This is a genomic window from Kineococcus gurbantunggutensis (assembly GCF_050871925.1).
In the GTDB taxonomy this organism is placed as follows: domain Bacteria; phylum Actinomycetota; class Actinomycetes; order Actinomycetales; family Kineococcaceae; genus Kineococcus.
In genome coordinates this window covers 52445-67764 of sequence record NZ_JBJLSG010000008.1, presented here as the reverse complement: position 1 = coordinate 67764, position 15320 = coordinate 52445, and the positions used below count along the sequence as shown (strand labels likewise).

Below are 15320 nucleotides of genomic sequence, written 5' to 3'. Positions count from 1 at the left end.
GGCGCCCCACCCACACCACACCACGCGCAGCGCTCGCGCCGCCGGGCCGGGCCGGCCGGCCCCGCGGGGGGCCGCCCCGGGGGCGGGGGCGCCCCCCCCCCCCCCCCCCCCCGCTCCAGGTCCACGCGCGAGCGCGGGGGGTGGGTGCCGGTGACGGCTTCGGCGACGGCTCGCGTCAGGGGTCGCCGGCCCGGCCCGGTTCGCGCGCGCCGGTGGTCTCGGGGTGCTGGCTCACGGCTGTCCTCCACTCCTCGCTCTGCGGTCGCGGGCCGAGCGGTCCTCGTTCCGCGCGTCGGTGCGCTCGTCGCGGTGGTCGTCGCGGTAGCCGGCGCCCAGGTGCGCGGCCAGGGCGGTGCGCGCGTGGGAGGCCTGGCTCTTGACGGTGCCCTCGCTGATGCCCAGCGCCTGGGCGACCTCGGCCACGGGCAGGTCCTCGACGTAGCGCAGCAGCACTACCGCGCGCTGGCGCACCGGCAGGGCGGCGATGGCGGCCAGCAGGTCCAGGCTCAGGCTGGTGGCCTGCGCGGGGGGTGCCTGTGGCGCCGGCGGGTCCGGATCGAGGTGCAGCCCGGTGCTCTCCCGGCGGCGCCAGGGGCGGCGCTGCTCGGAGATCAGGTGGCGCAGCATGGTGGTGCGCGCGTACGCGAAGGGCGAGCCGTCGCGGCGCACCCGGGGCCAGGGGGCGTACACGCGCTCGAGGGTGTCCTGGACCAGGTCGTCGGCGCGGTGCCAGTCCCGGCTCCAGGCGTAGGCCAGCTGCCGCAGCCGGGGCATGGCTGCTGCGGCGAAGGCGTCGAACGACGCCTCTAGCTCCTGTCTCACCGGGCACCACCTGCGCCCTCTCCTACGCAGCAACAGCCTGGGAGGTTGCAGTGCATCGGGCAGGAGCTTCTGAGGCGTCGCCATCAGGGTGGAGTAGACGCGGACGGCGAGATGACCTTGACGTCGCGCGAGGTCCAAGCTGTGGCCGCAGCGAAACGGACGGTGCCACTCCCGCACGATGCTTCTGCGCGTGCTAGTTCGCGGTCCGAGCGCCCGGTGCTCCACCGGATGGATCCCGGGAAAGCACACCCGTCATGTCAGAATCACCTTAGGATTCTGAAAGCATGACGTTCAGGACCAAAGGAGGAGCCCTTGTCCAGGCCGCGACCTGCCCCCCTGCCAACGCCTCCAAACTCAGAGGGGCCACTCGCTGAGTTCACCGCCCTGCGCGCCGAGATGCTCTACTGGGTGCAGGAGCGGCATTCCATAATTCGTTTCCAAATGTTGACATCGGGCTCGGTCTTAGCTTTCTCATTAGCAACCCTGTCGACCGACCAGGGAAGTCGCCGCCTGATCGCATTGATCGTTCCCCTGCTCTCATATGTAACGCTTCGCCAGCACCAGTACGCCATTGTCTGCGTCGTCAGGGCAGCCAACTACGTGCGCACCGACCTGAGTCGCCGAGTCCCTGGGGGGCTTCTTTGGGAAAGTTGGCTTGGCCGACACGGCACGAAGGCTGGGCACCTGAGTCAACCCTGGACAACTGCCTCCATCTTCGTAGGAGCCGCAATAGCGGGCGTGACGATGGCGTCGCCGACCGTTTGGCAGGCCTGGACGGAACACCACCGCCTATCGCTTCCCGTGGCCGCCTGGTGCGTGGCAGTCGCCTTCTCGCTACTCACATTGGGCAGCATGATCAGAAGCGTTCGTCACGAGGCCACTGTCTATTCAGCACCGTGATCTTGTTACAATCCCGAGCACTTTTTTGCATCGACCTTAGCGGCGCATCGTCACTACCCAACCTTTCGGTGCTCATGGGATATAGGCCGTAGCGCCTTTCTGGGCAATACCCCAGCTATCGCCCCGGATTAGTGGAACGTGCGATTGATCTTCATATTCAGTGATCATCCGAAGATCGGCATGGCCGTGAAGTCTGCGACCGCATGGCACGCCTCGTACGGAGGATTCCGGATGGAGCTCGACGGGCGCTCGGAGCGCTGTGGGTACCTCTGCACCACGACCTGGCGGGACGGACCGAGCGCCGAGGCCATTCGCGCCTGATGGCACTCCCGGGGTAGGGCGCGACCGCATCGGCCACTCCAACTGGGCGCCGCGGCGCTTTAGCCGCAGCCGGCCATGAGGTGCAACAGGGTCAGCATGCTGCGGCAGTCGTCGAGGGCTCGGTGCCCAGCTCCCGGCAGCCGCTTGTTGCGGAAGCGGGTGCGGTCGGCGAGCAGCTCGCCGTTCCAGGCGGCGTACAGGTCCATGGCGCAGTCCCAGCTGGCTGCGGTGTTCAGCGGCCGAGCGATGCGGTGCTCCTCGGCGGTGAGCACCGCGCGGTCGTAGTGGCAGTTGTAGGCCACGACGCGCCGGCCGTGCAGGACCGTCTGCAGCTGGCTGGCGACCTCGTGCAGCTGCGGAGCATCGCGCAGGTCTTCTAGGCGCAGGCCGTGCACGGCGGTGGCGTCGGCGGGGATGGGCTCACCGGGGCGCACCAGGGTGTCGAGGAGGACCTGCCCGTCGGCGCTGAGGACGCCGACCTCGATGACCTGCCCCCACAAGGTGGTCGTCTCGGTGTCGAGCAGGACGACGGACGGGTCGGCCAGCAGCTCGCACGCCAGCGTTCGGGCCAGGGCCCGGTAGGCCGGCAGCTCGCTGGGGTCGATGAGCGAGCTGGGTTGGTGCGCGTTGGCGGCGTTAGCGACGGCCGGCGCTGGCGCCGCTACCGAACCGGTGACGCGGTTGGCGGTGCGGCTGGTGGCGCTCACGGTGGTGGTCACGGTGTTCCTCCTCTTCCGCACTGCAGTCCGGCCGGTGCGGCACTCACGGTGCCAGGCGGCGCGCCTGCAGCGAGGCGTTCGTGGTGGTGTGTCGACGAGGCAGGGCTGCGCAGCTGAAGCGGCACCTCAGGGCAGGTGGGCCGCGAGGGTGTGCACGTGCTGCCAGGCGCCGGTGCTGCGCACCAGCAGCACCGTGGTGGTCAGGGCGCAGGCCACCGCGATGGGGGTCTCGAAGCGCGGGTCGCCGGTGACGAACAGGTCCGCGCTCATGCGGGCCCGTCGGCCACCGGCCGCGCGGGGCAGCGTGGCCAGCGGCCGCGGCACTCCTCCGCGGGTGAGAGCGTCACCGGCGATGTGCACCAGCGTGCCGCCGGCCAGGGCCAGTGGCATCCAGTGCAGCGTGAAGGGGGCGTGGTAGGTGAGCCACCAGGCGCCGGTCAGGGACAGCGCCAGGTTGCCGACGGTGGTGGTTTCCAGGCGCCCGGGGATGTAGGGGGCGCACGCGTGCAGCGCGGCCCCGGTGACCACGGCCAGCAGCGGCAACTGGGTGAGCGGGTACCGGCCGGCGGCGAGGGCCAGCACCGCCACCGCCAGCGGAGCCAGGACCGGGTCGTGGGTGCCCCAGCGGTGCCCGCCTGCGAGCTTGCCGACCAGACGAGCCGGCGCCCAGCTCACCCAGCCCCACATGGTGACGACGGTGGACCCGGTGGGCTTGGCCAGGAAACCGCCCTCGTTCCAGGTGACGCCGCCCTGGTCGAAGTCGGGCAGCAGAGCCGCCCCGCCCCAGGCCGCGGTCCAGGCGAGGACCGCGGCCGGGGAGGACAGGTTCATCAACGGAACGCTGGCAGCGCCCACGAGCAAGCCCGTGGCCGCGTGCGTGCGACCCATCATCCTCACGCGGCCAGCGGCCCCCGCTCACCGCCCTGGTGCGCGCGCTGCGCGGCGCTGTGCGTGCTGATGTCGCTCCAGATCGCCAGGACGACGAACACGATGGCCGCGATCATCGACGCGTCGAGCAGCTGGGCCTGCGGGCTGTGGGCGATGGCGGCGAGCACAGGCAGCGCGACGATCGCGCTCCACCCGAGCAGGCCCGCGGCGACGGCGTGAGGCAGGCGGCGCGAGTGCACACCAGCCAAGACCGCGACGGTCAGCGCGGTGGCGGCCGCCGCGGTGAACAGGGGCTGAGCCATCAGCTGCATGAGCAGGAGGGCCTCGGAGGCGATCTGCCCGGAGATCGCCGGGGCGATCAACAGGGGGGCCAGCGCCGCGACGACGGCGGCGCTGCGGGCGGTGCGCAGCGCTCGCAGGGAGGTGCGCTGCGAGCGCCCGCCCACCGCCTGGCGGTTCGTGCTGCTTCGGTCGGGTCCGGTGGTGGGTGCCATGGAGGGCTCCAGTGCTCGAAGGGCTTCTTGCACCACGTCTAGGTACGCAGCGGCCCAGAAACCGGACAGGCGATCGGTGAGGAAGGTTCCGGCGCGCGGGGCGCGGGGCGCGGCGCGCGGCGCAGGCGTTGCCGTCCTGCAACGATGTGCCGGATCGAGTACATCGCTGATGCGGCTGCAGTCACCGCGAAGGGAGCCAGCACGCATGTCCCCCACCACCAGCGCCCGCCCCGGGAGCGGCACCGGCGCGGCGTCGCGCCTGCCGGCGATGGGCGCCCAGCAGGCCACCGCCGCCCTGGGCGTCACCCCTCAGCAGCTGCGCAAGCTGCGCGAGTGCGGCCTGCTGGGCACCCGCGCCGCGCTGGAGGCGCTGCGCAGTCCCGGGGGGCAGTGGCGCTACCCCTACGAGTCCATCCGACAGCTGCACGAGCGAGCGCGGGTGGACCTGCCCAGCGCCGGTGAGGACCTCGCCGTGCACGTGGCACCCCTGCAGCTGGACGAGAACGGCCAGGCGCACCAGCGCACGCACCTGGGCTGGAGCGCGAGCGCCGTGCAGGCGGGTCTGAGCGCTCAGCAGGTCGAGGACGCCTGGGCGGGGTTGTGGTCGGTGAGGGACCCTCAGCGGCACGTGGGAGCCGCCCTGGTCGCCGACGTGGCCGGCTTCGTCGTCGAGGTCGCCCGGGTGACCGGCTGGCGCCTGATCGCAGGCGACGTCCGCTTCGAGGTCGAGGCGCCCACCGCCGTGATGCTGCAGCGCTACGCCGGGCGGCGCTTCCACGCCGCTCCCGGGGACACGAAGCAGCGCCTGATCAGCGCACCGGCACCCACCTGAGCCGGCGCCCCCCCGAGCAGCTACCAGCACCCCGCCTCCAGCACCCGCCTCCAGCACCCCGCCCACCAGGAGCCCCGATGCGTCCCGTCCCCTGGACCGTCCGCCCGGTCCCCACCGTCTGGCTGGACTTCACCACCGGCACCGGCGTCACCGACTCCGGCGCCCGCGTCACACCCCGCCTCACCGGCCGGCGCAAGCGCCCCACCCTGGTGGACCTGCTGGACACCGCCCACAATCTCTCCGCCGAGCGGATCATGCTCACCGGCAAGCTGCCGGCCGTCGCACCGGGCCAGCCGCACTGGCTGATCGCCGAGACCCCCTCGTGGACCTCCCCGGGGCACTGGCTGTCCACCCCGCCCACCGGCCGCTTCACCCACGAGGTCACCGGCCGCTCCCTGGAGGTGCGCACCGCCGCGGAGTGGTTCCCCGCTGAGGGCCTGGACCCCGACCAGGCGCGGCAGGCGTGGGTGCTGACCACCGAGGCGATCAAGGGGGTGGAGGACATGGAGCTGCTGAAGTCCCCTGCCGCCACCGGCGCGCAGCTGTGGGCGCGCTCGCTGCCTCGCACCCTGGACCCCGAGCCGCTGCCCGCCGACGTCGCCGAGCTGCTGCACCGCACCTCGGGCCAGCACCGCATCGAGCACCTGACCACCGGCCCCGCCGCCTGCGGGTGCGGCGCCTGCCGCCCGCTGGTCGACCTGCAGGAGACCCCCCACGGTGGCTTCGCCTACGTTGACGGCCGCTTCATGTACGCCTCGCTGTGCCGGGAGCTGGGCAGCGGCCCGGTCACCCGGCTGACCGCCCAGCAGGGGCAGGAGCTGCTGGAGTCCGACCCCTACGCCCGCGCCCGCTACCGGGTGCGCTTCACCGTCCCCGAGTGGTGGGACCACGTCGGCGTGCTGCCGGTGGCCCACGAGGAGGTCAGCGCCGGCTGGCACTACCCCAACGTGCCCGGCGCGAGCGCGGAGACGTGGGCGGACGGGGTGGAGGTCAAGCTCGCCCACGACAACGGCTGGGACGTGCAGGTCCTGGAGGGCCTGCGGTTCACCAAGGCCCGGCTGCTGGACACCTGGGCGGACCGCCTCAAGCGCGCCCGCGAGCGCCTGGCCGCCGGTGGGATCGATGGGGCGGGCACGGGCGACGACACCGGCACCGGTACCGGCACGGGCGAGCACGTCGGTGCGGGCGATGGAGTGGACCCGCTGGTGCGCGCGGCCGCGGTCGCGGCGGTGCGCGCCATCCTCATCCAGGGCATCGGCGCCTTCGCCTCCCGCGGCCGGGAGACCACCCGCGTCGTCTGGTCCGCGCGCGAGGTCCCCGCCGAGGCCGCTGCCACCGTGGTGCGCCACGGGGAGGCGTTCGTCTACCGCACCCCCAGCCGCCAGGCGGGCGGGCAGGCCGCGGCGCTGTACCGCCCGGAGCTGGCCGCGCAGGTGTGGGCCCGCGGGCGCGCCCGGGTGCTGGAGTGCCCTGCCGCGCTGCCGCACCGCCCGGGAGCCCCGCGCCCGGTGGTCGGCGCGCTGCAGGTGGACCCCGCCCAGCTGCTGGCGATCAACGGCGACGCGATCTACACCACGAGCGTGCCGGCCTGGTCGCTGCCCACCGCCCACGGCGGCGGCGACGACGGCGCCGTGGGCCGGATGCGCCTGCAGGGCTGGCTGCCCTCGGTGAAGCTGCCGGCCACCGCCGCTGAGCGCAACGTGCTGCGCGGCAAAACCGAGGCCGCTGGCGTGAAGGCCGCGCTGCGCGGTTCCCTCCCCTGAGCTGTCTTGAGCGAGGTCCGGTTCGCAGGTCACGACAGCACCTGCACTGCAGAGCGTTCCCACCGTCACCGTCAGGGGCGGTGACGAGCTGGGGGTGTGAGGCCGGGTGGCGTCGCTCACGAACTGCGGGGACCAGCCGTGGTGCCGGCGGCCGCGCCGCGCACCGCGCTGACCCGGAGGCGCTCGGACAGGGCGAGGATCTCCTCGCGCAGGGCGTCGGGGGTGATCACCTCGAAGTCCCAGCCGAGCCCGGCCAGCATGCGGGCCATGCCGTCCAGGTGCTCCACGCGCGTCTGCAGGAGCACGCCGTCGACGTGCTCGCTCAGCCGTCCCACGCTCGGGGGCAGTCGCTCGCCCGCGTGCGCCAGGGTGGTCCGCAGCACGACGGCGACCTCGTGCGACCACCCGACCGCCGCGATGCCGGAGACGACGTGCGTCGTCGCGTCGAAGTCGGCGGGCACGACGTAGGAGCCGTCGTGGGAGCCGTCGTCCTGCCTGACTGAGGCGATGCGGTCCAGGCGGAATGTCCGCACGTCGTCGCGGCCGTGGTCGTGCCCGGTGGCGTACCACCGGCCGGCGTGGAAGACCAGGCCGTAGACGTCGAGCTCACGGCGCGACTGCTGCCCGTCCCAGGCGGTGTAGTCGATCACCACGGTGCGCCGCGCCTGCGCTGCCCCGGCCAGGTCGAGCAGCGTGTCGGCGCCGGCGGGAGAGCCGGCGTGCGCCGGGGTCGTGAAGCGTGCGCTCAACAGCAGATTGTCGAGGCGCCGGGCCAGGGTGCGCGGCAGCACGCGCGAGACCTTGGCCAGCGCGCTCGCCGTCGCCGCGTGCTCGGTGGTGGCCAGCCCCGCGCGTTCCGCGGCCCGCAGGCCCAGTGCGACGGCAAGCGCCTCGTCGTCGGTGAGCATCAGCGGCGGCAGCTTGTAGCCCGGCGAGAGCCGGTAGCCGCCGTACCTGCCCCGCTGCGCCTGAACCGGGATCCCGAGGTCGGTGAGGTGCTCGGCGTAGCGCCGGACGGTGCGCTCATCGACGCCGAGCCGCGCGGCGAGATCTCCGGCGGTGTGCTGCCCGCCCGCCTGGAGCAGCTCCAGCATCGCCAGCACGCGTGCGGTGGGGCGGGTCACGGCTCTTCTCCGGGCTGCCTGAGAAGAACCGTGAAGCACGTGCTGGATACCGGGCGGGGGCTGTCCACAAACCACCCTAGCGTTGCGGTCGTGAACACCACCTACGTCCTCGTCCCCGGCTTCTGGCTCGGCGCCCGGGTCTGGCGCGCCGTCGCGGACTCGCTGCGCGCACGCGGCCACGTCGTGCACGCCGTCGACCTGCCCGGCATGGGCGAGCGCGCGCACCTGGCCTCGCCGCAGACCGACCTGAACACCCACATCGATGACGTCGTGCACCTGCTCGAGCAGCACGACCTGCACGAGGTCGTGCTCGTCGGCCACAGCTACGGCGCCCTGGTGACGACCGGTGCGGCAGACCGCGCGCCGGAGCGCGTGGCCCGCCTGGTCTACATCGACTCCGGTCCCCTGCCGCAGGGCACGGCGCAGGCCGACTTCGAGGGACCCGAGGCGCGGGCGGCCAACCAAGAGCTGGTCGTGACACGCGGCGAGGGCTGGAAGCTGCCACCGCCGCCCTGGGCCGTGCTCGCCGCCGCGGTGCCCGAGGTCGACGAGGACGCCGTGGCGGCGCTGGTCGAGGGCTCGCAGCCGCAGCCCTGGCGCACCGCCACCCAGCCGGTCGCGCTCACCGGCGCCTGGCAGCGCCTGCCGCGCACGGGCGTGCTGTGCAGCTTCAGCCTCGAGCAGCTGCGGCAGCTGGCGCCCTCCTCGCCGGTGTTCGCGCACATGCTCGAGGGCGACTGGACCTACGTGGAGCTGCCGACGTGGCACTGGCCGATGGTGAGCCGGCCGGTGCAGCTCGCCGAGGTGCTGGAGTCGGTCAGCCGCTCGTCACCAACGTGATGACCGGGTACGGCCGGGCGCTGGCGCCCCGTTGCTTCACGCGAGAAGCGCCCTCATGGCGCCGGCCAGGACGTTCTCCCATGCCCCTCAGTCGCTCCAGTCGTTCCAGTGGCCTGTGACCGGCCGGCGCCGCGACTGTAGCCACCCTCGTGTACATCAGCTACCCTTGATGTGTACACAACAAGGAGGTCCGCCGTGAGCAAGACCCACATCGACATCGACGAGGACCTGCTCGCCCAGGTGGCCGCGATCACCGGGACGACGACCAAGCGCGAGACCGTCGAAGCCGCCCTGCGCGCGACCTTGCGCCAGGAGCGCCGCCGCGCCGCCGCCGAACGCCTGATCACCCGCGCCGAGGGCGGCTACTTCGCCCCGCTGCTGCAGGAGCACCCCAAGGACGCCGGCGAGGACGTCGAAGGACCGGCCGCCGGCGATCGAGCGCAAGGCGCTGCGTGAGCTTCCTGCTGGACAAGTCCGCCCACGCGCGCTGGCACCAACCGCTCGTGGCCGCCCGGCTGAACGACCTGTTGCGCGAGGACCTGCTGAGCATCGCTCGACCCAGCGTGCTGGAGATCGGCTTCTCCGCCCGCTCCCCCCAGGACTACCGCGAGGTCATCGCCGACGTCACCGAAGCCATGACCGTCATCGAGGTCAGCGCCCAGATCAGCGCCCGCGCGCAGGAGCTGCAGGAACGCCTCACCCACCGGGGCTGGCACCGGGCACCTGGACCGGTGGACCTGCTGCTGGCGGCCACGGCCATCGAGCACGAGTTGACGCTGCTGCACCTGGACAAGGACTTCGAGCTGATCGCCCTCGTCAGCTCGTTGCAGCAGGAGCGGGTGGTTCCGCGGGGCACACCCGCTGCGTGATCCCGTCGAGGCGCCCTGCGCTCGACCGGAGCGCTGCGCCGATCTCAGCGCCGTGCCGGCGATCGGGCGCGATCACGACGGCCGCCGCAGGTCCTGCAGCGTCGATGACCGCGCGGTCGCGCAGGGGTGGCGGGGCACGCCGTCGGCTGTGGTCGATCCTGCGGTGGGTGCGTGGGCGGGTCCGGTCGCAGGTCAGGGCTGCAGTTCGGTGCGTCGTCGGGTGAGGTAGGCGCGCTGGGCGTCGTTGCCGGCGGTGGTGATCGCCTCGTCGTAGGCGTGGAGGGCTTGCTCCCGGCGTCCGAGCCGGCGCAGCAGGTCCGCGCGGACGGCGTAGCGCGGGGGGTAGTCGGGCAGGTCCAGACCCTCGACGACGGCCAGGGCCTCGGCTGGTCCTTCGACCTCTGCCAGGGCGACGGCCCGGTTGAGGGCGACGATCGGGGTGGGCACCAGGGCGAGCAGGTGGTCGTAGAGAGCGAGGACCTGCGCCCAGTCGGTCTCCTGCGCGGTGCGCGCGTCGGCGTGCACCGCGGCGATCGCGGCCTGCAGCTGGTACGGCCCCGGCCGGGCGCGGCGCAGGCAGGAACGCACCACCTCCTGACCCTGCTCGATCAAGGCCCGGTCCCAGGTGGAGCGGTCCTGCTCGCCCAACGGCACCAGCGCACCACCAGGACCGGTGCGGGCGCCGCGGCGCGAGTCCGAGAGCAGCAGCAGGCCCAGCAGCCCGAGGACCTCGCTCTCATCGGGCATCAGCTCGGCCAGCGAGCGCGTCAGGCGCACCGCCTCGGCGCACAGCTCGGCACGCACCAGCTCCTGTCCCGAGCTCGCCGAGTGCCCCTCGGTGTAGATCAGGTACAGCACCGCCAGCACCCCGCGCAGCCGCGCCGGCAAGTCCGCCTCGTGCGGCACCCGGTAGGGGATGCCGGCATCGCGGATCTTCTTCTTCGCCCGCACGATGCGCTGGGCCATCGTCGCTTCCGGCACCAGGAACGCCCGGGCGATCTGCGGGGTGCTCAAGCCCCCCAGCAGCCGCAGCGTCAAGGCCACCTGCGCCGCCGTGCTCAGCGCGGGGTGGCAGCAGGTGAAGACCAGCCGCAGCCGCTCATCGCGCACAGCACCCTCCTCAGTGGGCTCGGCCGGGGCGTGCAGCAGCGCGGCCTCGCCTTGGCGCCGAGCGCGGGTGGACTCGCGCCGGTGGCGGTCCACCGCCCGGCGGCGGGCGGTGGTGATGATCCACCCCGCCGGGCTGGGGGGCAGGCCCGTGGTGGGCCAGCGCTGCACCGCGGTGGTGAAGGCCTCCTGCACCGCCTCCTCGGCGGCGTCGATGTCACCGAGGAGGCGGATCAGGACGGCGACCGCACGGCCGTGCTCGGCGCGGAAGACGCTCTCGACGTCCTCGACGCCGACTCGCGGCGCTGACGTGGATCCGTGGTCGGGCGCAAGCTCGGGCACGGGGTCGGGCACGGGGCTCAGCCCAGGAAGGGCTGCACCTCGATGGGCAGGGTCGTGGCCCTAGCCGCCTTGCGTCCCCACTCCAGGGCCGCGTCCAGGTCCGCGGCCTCGATGACGCAGATCCCGCCCAGGTGCTCCTTGGCCTCGATCCACGGCCCGTCGGTCAGCAGCACCTCCTGCCCCTCCTCCCCGCCGAGGCGCACCACCGTGGCCGACTCCGGCCCGTGCAGAGCGCCGGCGAAGACCCACGCCCCGGCTGCGCGCAGCTCCTCGTGCAAGGCGGCCACGTCCGCACCGATGCGCGCCATGGCCTCGGGCGCGGGTCGCTCACCGGCGGGCTGGATCACGCTGAGCAGGTACTGGGTCATGGCTCCTCCTGGTGCCCCGGGCCGGTCCGGTGCCGGCGCTCAACCTCTACACGAACGCCACCGGTCTGGATCGACACCTCACCGGGACAGAGTTCGCCGGGTTCGAAGCATCCGGCTTTGCCGTGCTGCGGCGCGCCCGCAGACAGCGCCCTCAGGGCATCGGGTCACCGCGCTGCGCCGGCGCGGTGACCCGATGAGCTGCCGCGCGGCCGCCCTGATCGCTCTGGGCGCCGCGGCGTCTACGGCTGGCGCGCGCGGCCGTAGTGGGGCAGCTCCATCAGGCCGGGCAGTGCATCGCCCACCGCACCTTCTGACAGCGGGACGGGGCGGTGGGCGCGCTGCCACCAGTGCCGGCGCGGGGCGCGCGGTGCACGCGGCTGGTCCGGCTCGGGCTGCACGTTGAGCGGGGCGCTGAGCGGGATGCTGGGCGCCGGCACCGGGGTGTGCTCGTGCGGCTGGAAGTTGCCGGCCAGGGCGGCGGCGGCGTCCATGTAGGCGTCGCGCACGTCGGAGCCGGCGGTGTCGATGCTGACGTGGACGCCGTCGGCCAGCGCCGCGGAGTACGGCACGAGGACGACGGAGCCGCAGCGGCGCTGGAAGTGGTCCATCAGCGACTCCACGTGCACGCCCCCGCCGCGCCGGGCGCGGGCCAGGGCGCTGTCCTTGCCTGAGCGGGAGACCATGACGGCGCAGGCGCGCTTGACCAGGTCGTGGTGGCCGAGCTCCTCGAGGAAGTCCAGGGCCTGGGAGGAGCGGGTGGCGGCGTCCAGGTTGGTGCCGGCGACGATGACCAGGTCGTCGACGGTGTCGAAGGCCTTGGGCATCTCGTGCACGCCGCCCGGACCCATGTCGGTGATGACGATGTCGTGGAAGCGCATGAGCACCTGCAGGGCCTGGGCGTGCTCGGCCTCGCCGAAGGGGCCAGCGGCGCGGGAGTGGTCCGCCCGGTACAGGTGCAGGCGGTGGCTGCGCACGGCGTAGTGGCTCAGCTGCCGGATGGACTGGATCGGCCGGCGGTCGTTCTGCTGCAGCATCTGCTGCAGGCTGAGGTTGTCGACGGTGGCGAAGCGGTGCAGCAGGTTGCCGGCCACGGGGTCGCAGTCGACGGCCGCGACGGAGTCCTCGCGGACGGTGCTGAAGACCTGACCCAGCAGGCCGGTGGTGACGGTCTTGCCCACACCGCTGCCGAAGGAGATGACGGCGATGTGCCGCCCGTCGCGCAGGGGCCGGCGGATGCGGGCCAGCAGGTTCTCGTGCTCGATCTGCTGGCGCGTCGGGGAGGGCATCACCCGGCCGGCGGTGACGCGGGCCGTGGCGCCGCGCCAGCCGCTGCGGGGGCGGGTGGTGTCCGCCAAGACGAGCGGAGCGGCATCGCGCAGCGTCGCTTCGCGGTAGCGGCGGATGAAGTCCTCGTCCTCCGCGCTGGTGTCCACCGCGGCGTTCCCGGCCGGCGTGATGGGTGGTTCGACCAAGCTCTCCTCTGGCTCCTGCCCGCCCCGGGGGGCCGTGCGCGCCTGGGCCTGCGGCGTGGCGAGGAGCTGGCGCACGGGGGCTTGCGACTGCTGCACGCCCGGCCAGGTCAGCTGCTGCAGCTCCTGCTCGACGAGGTGAGCATCGACGGCGCCCATGAAGCTCGACGACTCCTCCTGCGTGCCGTCGTCTACTTCCTCGCTGCCCTCGAGGAGCTCGTGGACGACGTAGCTGCTGACTTCAACGCCCTCGACGTCGTCGCCGTGCACGGATTCCCGGGTGGCCCCACCGTCCGAAGCGCTGAGCGCGGCGTCCCGGTGGCGGACGACAGGCCCGTCCTCGCTGCGCTCGTCGGTGCGCGGGTCCTGCACCGGCGAGGTGGGCGCACCCTGCGCGTGTTCGCGCTCGTGCACCTGCTCACGCGTCTCAGCGCCCTGAGCGCTTACCGCTTCCCCGCACTCGATGACGTCGACGTGCGGGGCCGCCCGCGGCAGAGACGTGGCTGCCCCCTGAAGCAGCCCGACGCTCCCCTCGGCGTCGACGTCGCCTCCAGTGCCCTTGTCAGCCCAGCGGTCGGCGTCGACGCGGGCGCCGGTGGTGGAGACCGGATCCGCCGGAGCGCTGAGGCGGTGCAGGCGACCGACCAGGGTGCCCGGCTGGGCCGCGGCCGGTGATTCGGCGGTCACCTCCAACGGGTTGGCGGCTGCAGCGCGCGAAGACTGACCACCAGCCGCTCCGGCAGGCTCTACCGCTGCGACGGCGATCGCTGCAGCGCGGGCGGTGCTCGCCTGAGGGGCCGAGGCGTCCGCCGGCTCCTGCTCGCTCTGCTCACGCTGGTCCTCGACTGGCTGAGCGGCGGCCGACTGCTGCTTCTGCTGCTGGCGCTTCAGCTCGGCGCGCTGGCTGGCACGCACGCTCGCGGCGGCCGTGGTGCGCGTGCGCGAGCTCGGCATGCGCGGCGGGCGTCGAGCCGTGGTGACCTCGACCGCTGCTTCTTGCTGCTCGGTGGACTGCCGCGCGGAGCTCTCACGCCCGGCAGCAGGCGCCGCCGGCGCGCTCGAAGCGCCCTCACCTAGCCGCGGTGCCCTGCGCGGACCGCCGGAGTCACCACTCCGCGGGGCCGCGCGCAGCCCGGGGGCTCGACGTGCAGGTCGAGCAGGCTGCACGCTGGAGGCGGACTCGGCGAGGGCGTCGTGGTCCGGGTGGGCGGTCCTGGAAGCTTCAGTCATGACGTCCTCCGAGACGTACGGCAGTCGCTGGTGGGGTGAGGCGGTCGTGCAGGCTCCGCGGATCGCGGCTTCGCTGTGGGCCGCAACGCGCGTACCGGCCTCTTCACTCTGTCAGAGTAACGGTCACTACGCTAGGAGGGTGACGACGCCCCAGGTCGACCCTTCCGCACCCACCGTGGCGGGCCACCGTCTCGGCGTCCTGGACTCTGCGCCGACGGGCCTGGCCGACACGGCGCGGAAGGCGCGCATCACCACGCTCAGCACGTCGGCCGTCGCGGACGCAGATGCATCGCAGCAGGCGCCCACGCTCGCCACACCGCTCCCGCTAGTGTTGACCGGGCACACCGCCGGTCTGCAGTGCGACTCCTGCGGTGGCACGCGGATCGTGCTCATGCCGGAAGACGGGCGATGGAGGAAGTGGATGGCCAGCGGCGCCTCCGGCGGCGGCCGTGGCAATGCCCTCGTCCTGCAGCGGATGCGGTACCTCTTCGAGAATCACGTATCGCCCAGCACGAACGAGCCGCTCACCGGAAAAGAAATCTCACAGCGCGCCGCTGAGCTCGGGTACAACTTGAGCACTTCTTACATCCTCTCCCTGCGCAACGGCTCAAAGACCAACCCGAGCCTGGAAGCGCTCGAGGCCCTAGCAGCAGTGTTCGGCGTGGAGATCAACTACTTCTTCACCGCTGACGCGTCCACCAAGGCACACAAGCCCTCTGCAGCAGAGGAAGCCCTGGCCGCCGCGATGCGCAACGAGAGCGTGCGCGACATCGCGCTCAACGCGGCGAGGATGACACCGCAGACGCAGCGGACCCTGGCTAAGATCGCCCGGGAGCTCAGCCAGTTGGACATCATCAAGCACGGTGGAACCCCCGAAGAAAAGCAGTCGTGAATCCTTCGGCCTTCCGCACGGAAGGTTCCGCGAGGTAGCACCCTCCTAACCGCAATTTCCCTTCGCACGAGCGGCGCCACCATCGTCAACGCGAGCGGTGAGCGCCCATCGTTGAGCAGCGGACCCGTCCGTGCTCGTGCCGGTGCCGCGAGCACCCCAGCACGCCGGGGTCCTGCCGCCGCTCCCGGGTCGGGGCGCTGACCTGCCAGCGTCCCTCCTCGCAGCGGCTTCGGGGTGGGCGATGCGCAGCCGAAGGTCGCGCGCGAGTCGACGGGCAGCTCCTCGTGCGCGCCGACGGCGAAGGATCCCAGTGCCCGACCCGCACGGCACGCGCGCCGAT

The 15320-nt window shown here is 72.8% G+C and carries 15 protein-coding genes; 7 read left to right on the top strand and 8 right to left on the bottom strand.

Annotated elements, in window-relative coordinates; genetic code table 11:
- Positions 1-231: 231 nt before the first annotated feature.
- The 4 genes from ACRYR7_RS02730 to ACRYR7_RS02715 form a co-directional block, all read right to left on the bottom strand.
- Positions 232-822, bottom strand: coding sequence for an RNA polymerase sigma factor (locus tag ACRYR7_RS02730; protein WP_432570519.1), 591 nt, complete (start codon positions 820-822; stop codon positions 232-234).
- A gap of 1280 nt (positions 823-2102) precedes the next feature.
- Positions 2103-2762, bottom strand: coding sequence for a 3'-5' exonuclease (locus ACRYR7_RS02725; RefSeq protein ID WP_432570518.1), 660 nt, complete (start codon positions 2760-2762; stop codon positions 2103-2105).
- Positions 2763-2888: 126 nt separating this feature from the next.
- Complete coding sequence (locus ACRYR7_RS02720) at positions 2889-3650, bottom strand: metal-dependent hydrolase (RefSeq protein WP_432570517.1); 762 nt, start codon at positions 3648-3650, stop codon at positions 2889-2891.
- A 5-nt stretch (positions 3651-3655) separates the two neighbouring features.
- Positions 3656-4144, bottom strand: a complete 489-nt coding sequence (locus tag ACRYR7_RS02715; RefSeq protein ID WP_432570516.1) for a hypothetical protein — start codon at positions 4142-4144, stop codon at positions 3656-3658.
- Between the two features lie 205 nt (positions 4145-4349).
- Between ACRYR7_RS02715 and ACRYR7_RS02710 the strand changes: the two genes are divergently transcribed.
- On the top strand, positions 4350-4976 hold the full coding sequence (locus tag ACRYR7_RS02710) for a hypothetical protein (RefSeq protein WP_432570515.1): 627 nt from the start codon (positions 4350-4352) through the stop codon (positions 4974-4976).
- A gap of 77 nt (positions 4977-5053) precedes the next feature.
- Positions 5054-6739: a hypothetical protein gene (locus ACRYR7_RS02705; protein WP_432570514.1), complete on the top strand. Its 1686-nt coding sequence runs from the start codon at positions 5054-5056 to the stop codon at positions 6737-6739.
- A gap of 116 nt (positions 6740-6855) precedes the next feature.
- Here ACRYR7_RS02705 and ACRYR7_RS02700 read toward each other — a convergent pair whose 3' ends face one another.
- Complete coding sequence (locus ACRYR7_RS02700) at positions 6856-7863, bottom strand: helix-turn-helix transcriptional regulator (protein ID WP_432570513.1); 1008 nt, start codon at positions 7861-7863, stop codon at positions 6856-6858.
- A 90-nt stretch (positions 7864-7953) separates the two neighbouring features.
- On the opposite strand from ACRYR7_RS02700, the gene ACRYR7_RS02695 reads away from it, so the two are divergent.
- The 3 genes from ACRYR7_RS02695 to ACRYR7_RS02685 all read left to right on the top strand — a co-directional run bounded on the left by ACRYR7_RS02695 (position 7954) and on the right by ACRYR7_RS02685 (position 9572).
- Positions 7954-8703, top strand: a complete 750-nt coding sequence (locus ACRYR7_RS02695) for an alpha/beta fold hydrolase (RefSeq protein WP_432570512.1) — start codon at positions 7954-7956, stop codon at positions 8701-8703.
- A gap of 195 nt (positions 8704-8898) precedes the next feature.
- A complete protein-coding gene (locus ACRYR7_RS02690; protein WP_432570511.1) occupies positions 8899-9159 on the top strand; it encodes a type II toxin-antitoxin system VapB family antitoxin in 261 nt (86 codons plus the stop codon).
- Positions 9156-9572, top strand: a complete 417-nt coding sequence (locus ACRYR7_RS02685; protein WP_432570510.1) for a PIN domain-containing protein — start codon at positions 9156-9158, stop codon at positions 9570-9572. Before ACRYR7_RS02690 ends, ACRYR7_RS02685 begins: the two co-directional genes overlap by 4 nt.
- A gap of 192 nt (positions 9573-9764) precedes the next feature.
- Here the strand turns inward: ACRYR7_RS02685 and ACRYR7_RS02680 are convergent, their stop codons facing one another.
- The 3 genes from ACRYR7_RS02680 to ACRYR7_RS02670 all read right to left on the bottom strand — a co-directional run bounded on the left by ACRYR7_RS02680 (position 9765) and on the right by ACRYR7_RS02670 (position 13272).
- Positions 9765-11021, bottom strand: coding sequence for an RNA polymerase sigma factor (locus ACRYR7_RS02680; protein ID WP_432570521.1), 1257 nt, complete (start codon positions 11019-11021; stop codon positions 9765-9767).
- Positions 11022-11038: 17 nt separating this feature from the next.
- A complete protein-coding gene (locus tag ACRYR7_RS02675) occupies positions 11039-11389 on the bottom strand; it encodes a YciI family protein (protein ID WP_432570509.1) in 351 nt (116 codons plus the stop codon).
- A gap of 239 nt (positions 11390-11628) precedes the next feature.
- Entirely contained in the window at positions 11629-13272 is a 1644-nt protein-coding gene (locus ACRYR7_RS02670) for a nucleotide-binding protein (protein ID WP_432570508.1), read from the bottom strand.
- Between ACRYR7_RS02670 and ACRYR7_RS02665 the strand changes: the two genes are divergently transcribed.
- Both ACRYR7_RS02665 and ACRYR7_RS02660 read left to right on the top strand, forming a co-directional pair.
- Positions 13255-13533, top strand: coding sequence for a hypothetical protein (locus ACRYR7_RS02665; protein WP_432570507.1), 279 nt, complete (start codon positions 13255-13257; stop codon positions 13531-13533). The genes ACRYR7_RS02670 and ACRYR7_RS02665 overlap by 18 nt on opposite strands.
- 694 nt (positions 13534-14227) lie before the next feature.
- The gene (locus ACRYR7_RS02660; protein WP_432570506.1) at positions 14228-14980 is read left to right on the top strand and encodes a helix-turn-helix domain-containing protein; all 753 of its coding nucleotides are present in this window, start codon (positions 14228-14230) and stop codon (positions 14978-14980) included.
- Positions 14981-15320: the final 340 nt, after the last annotated feature.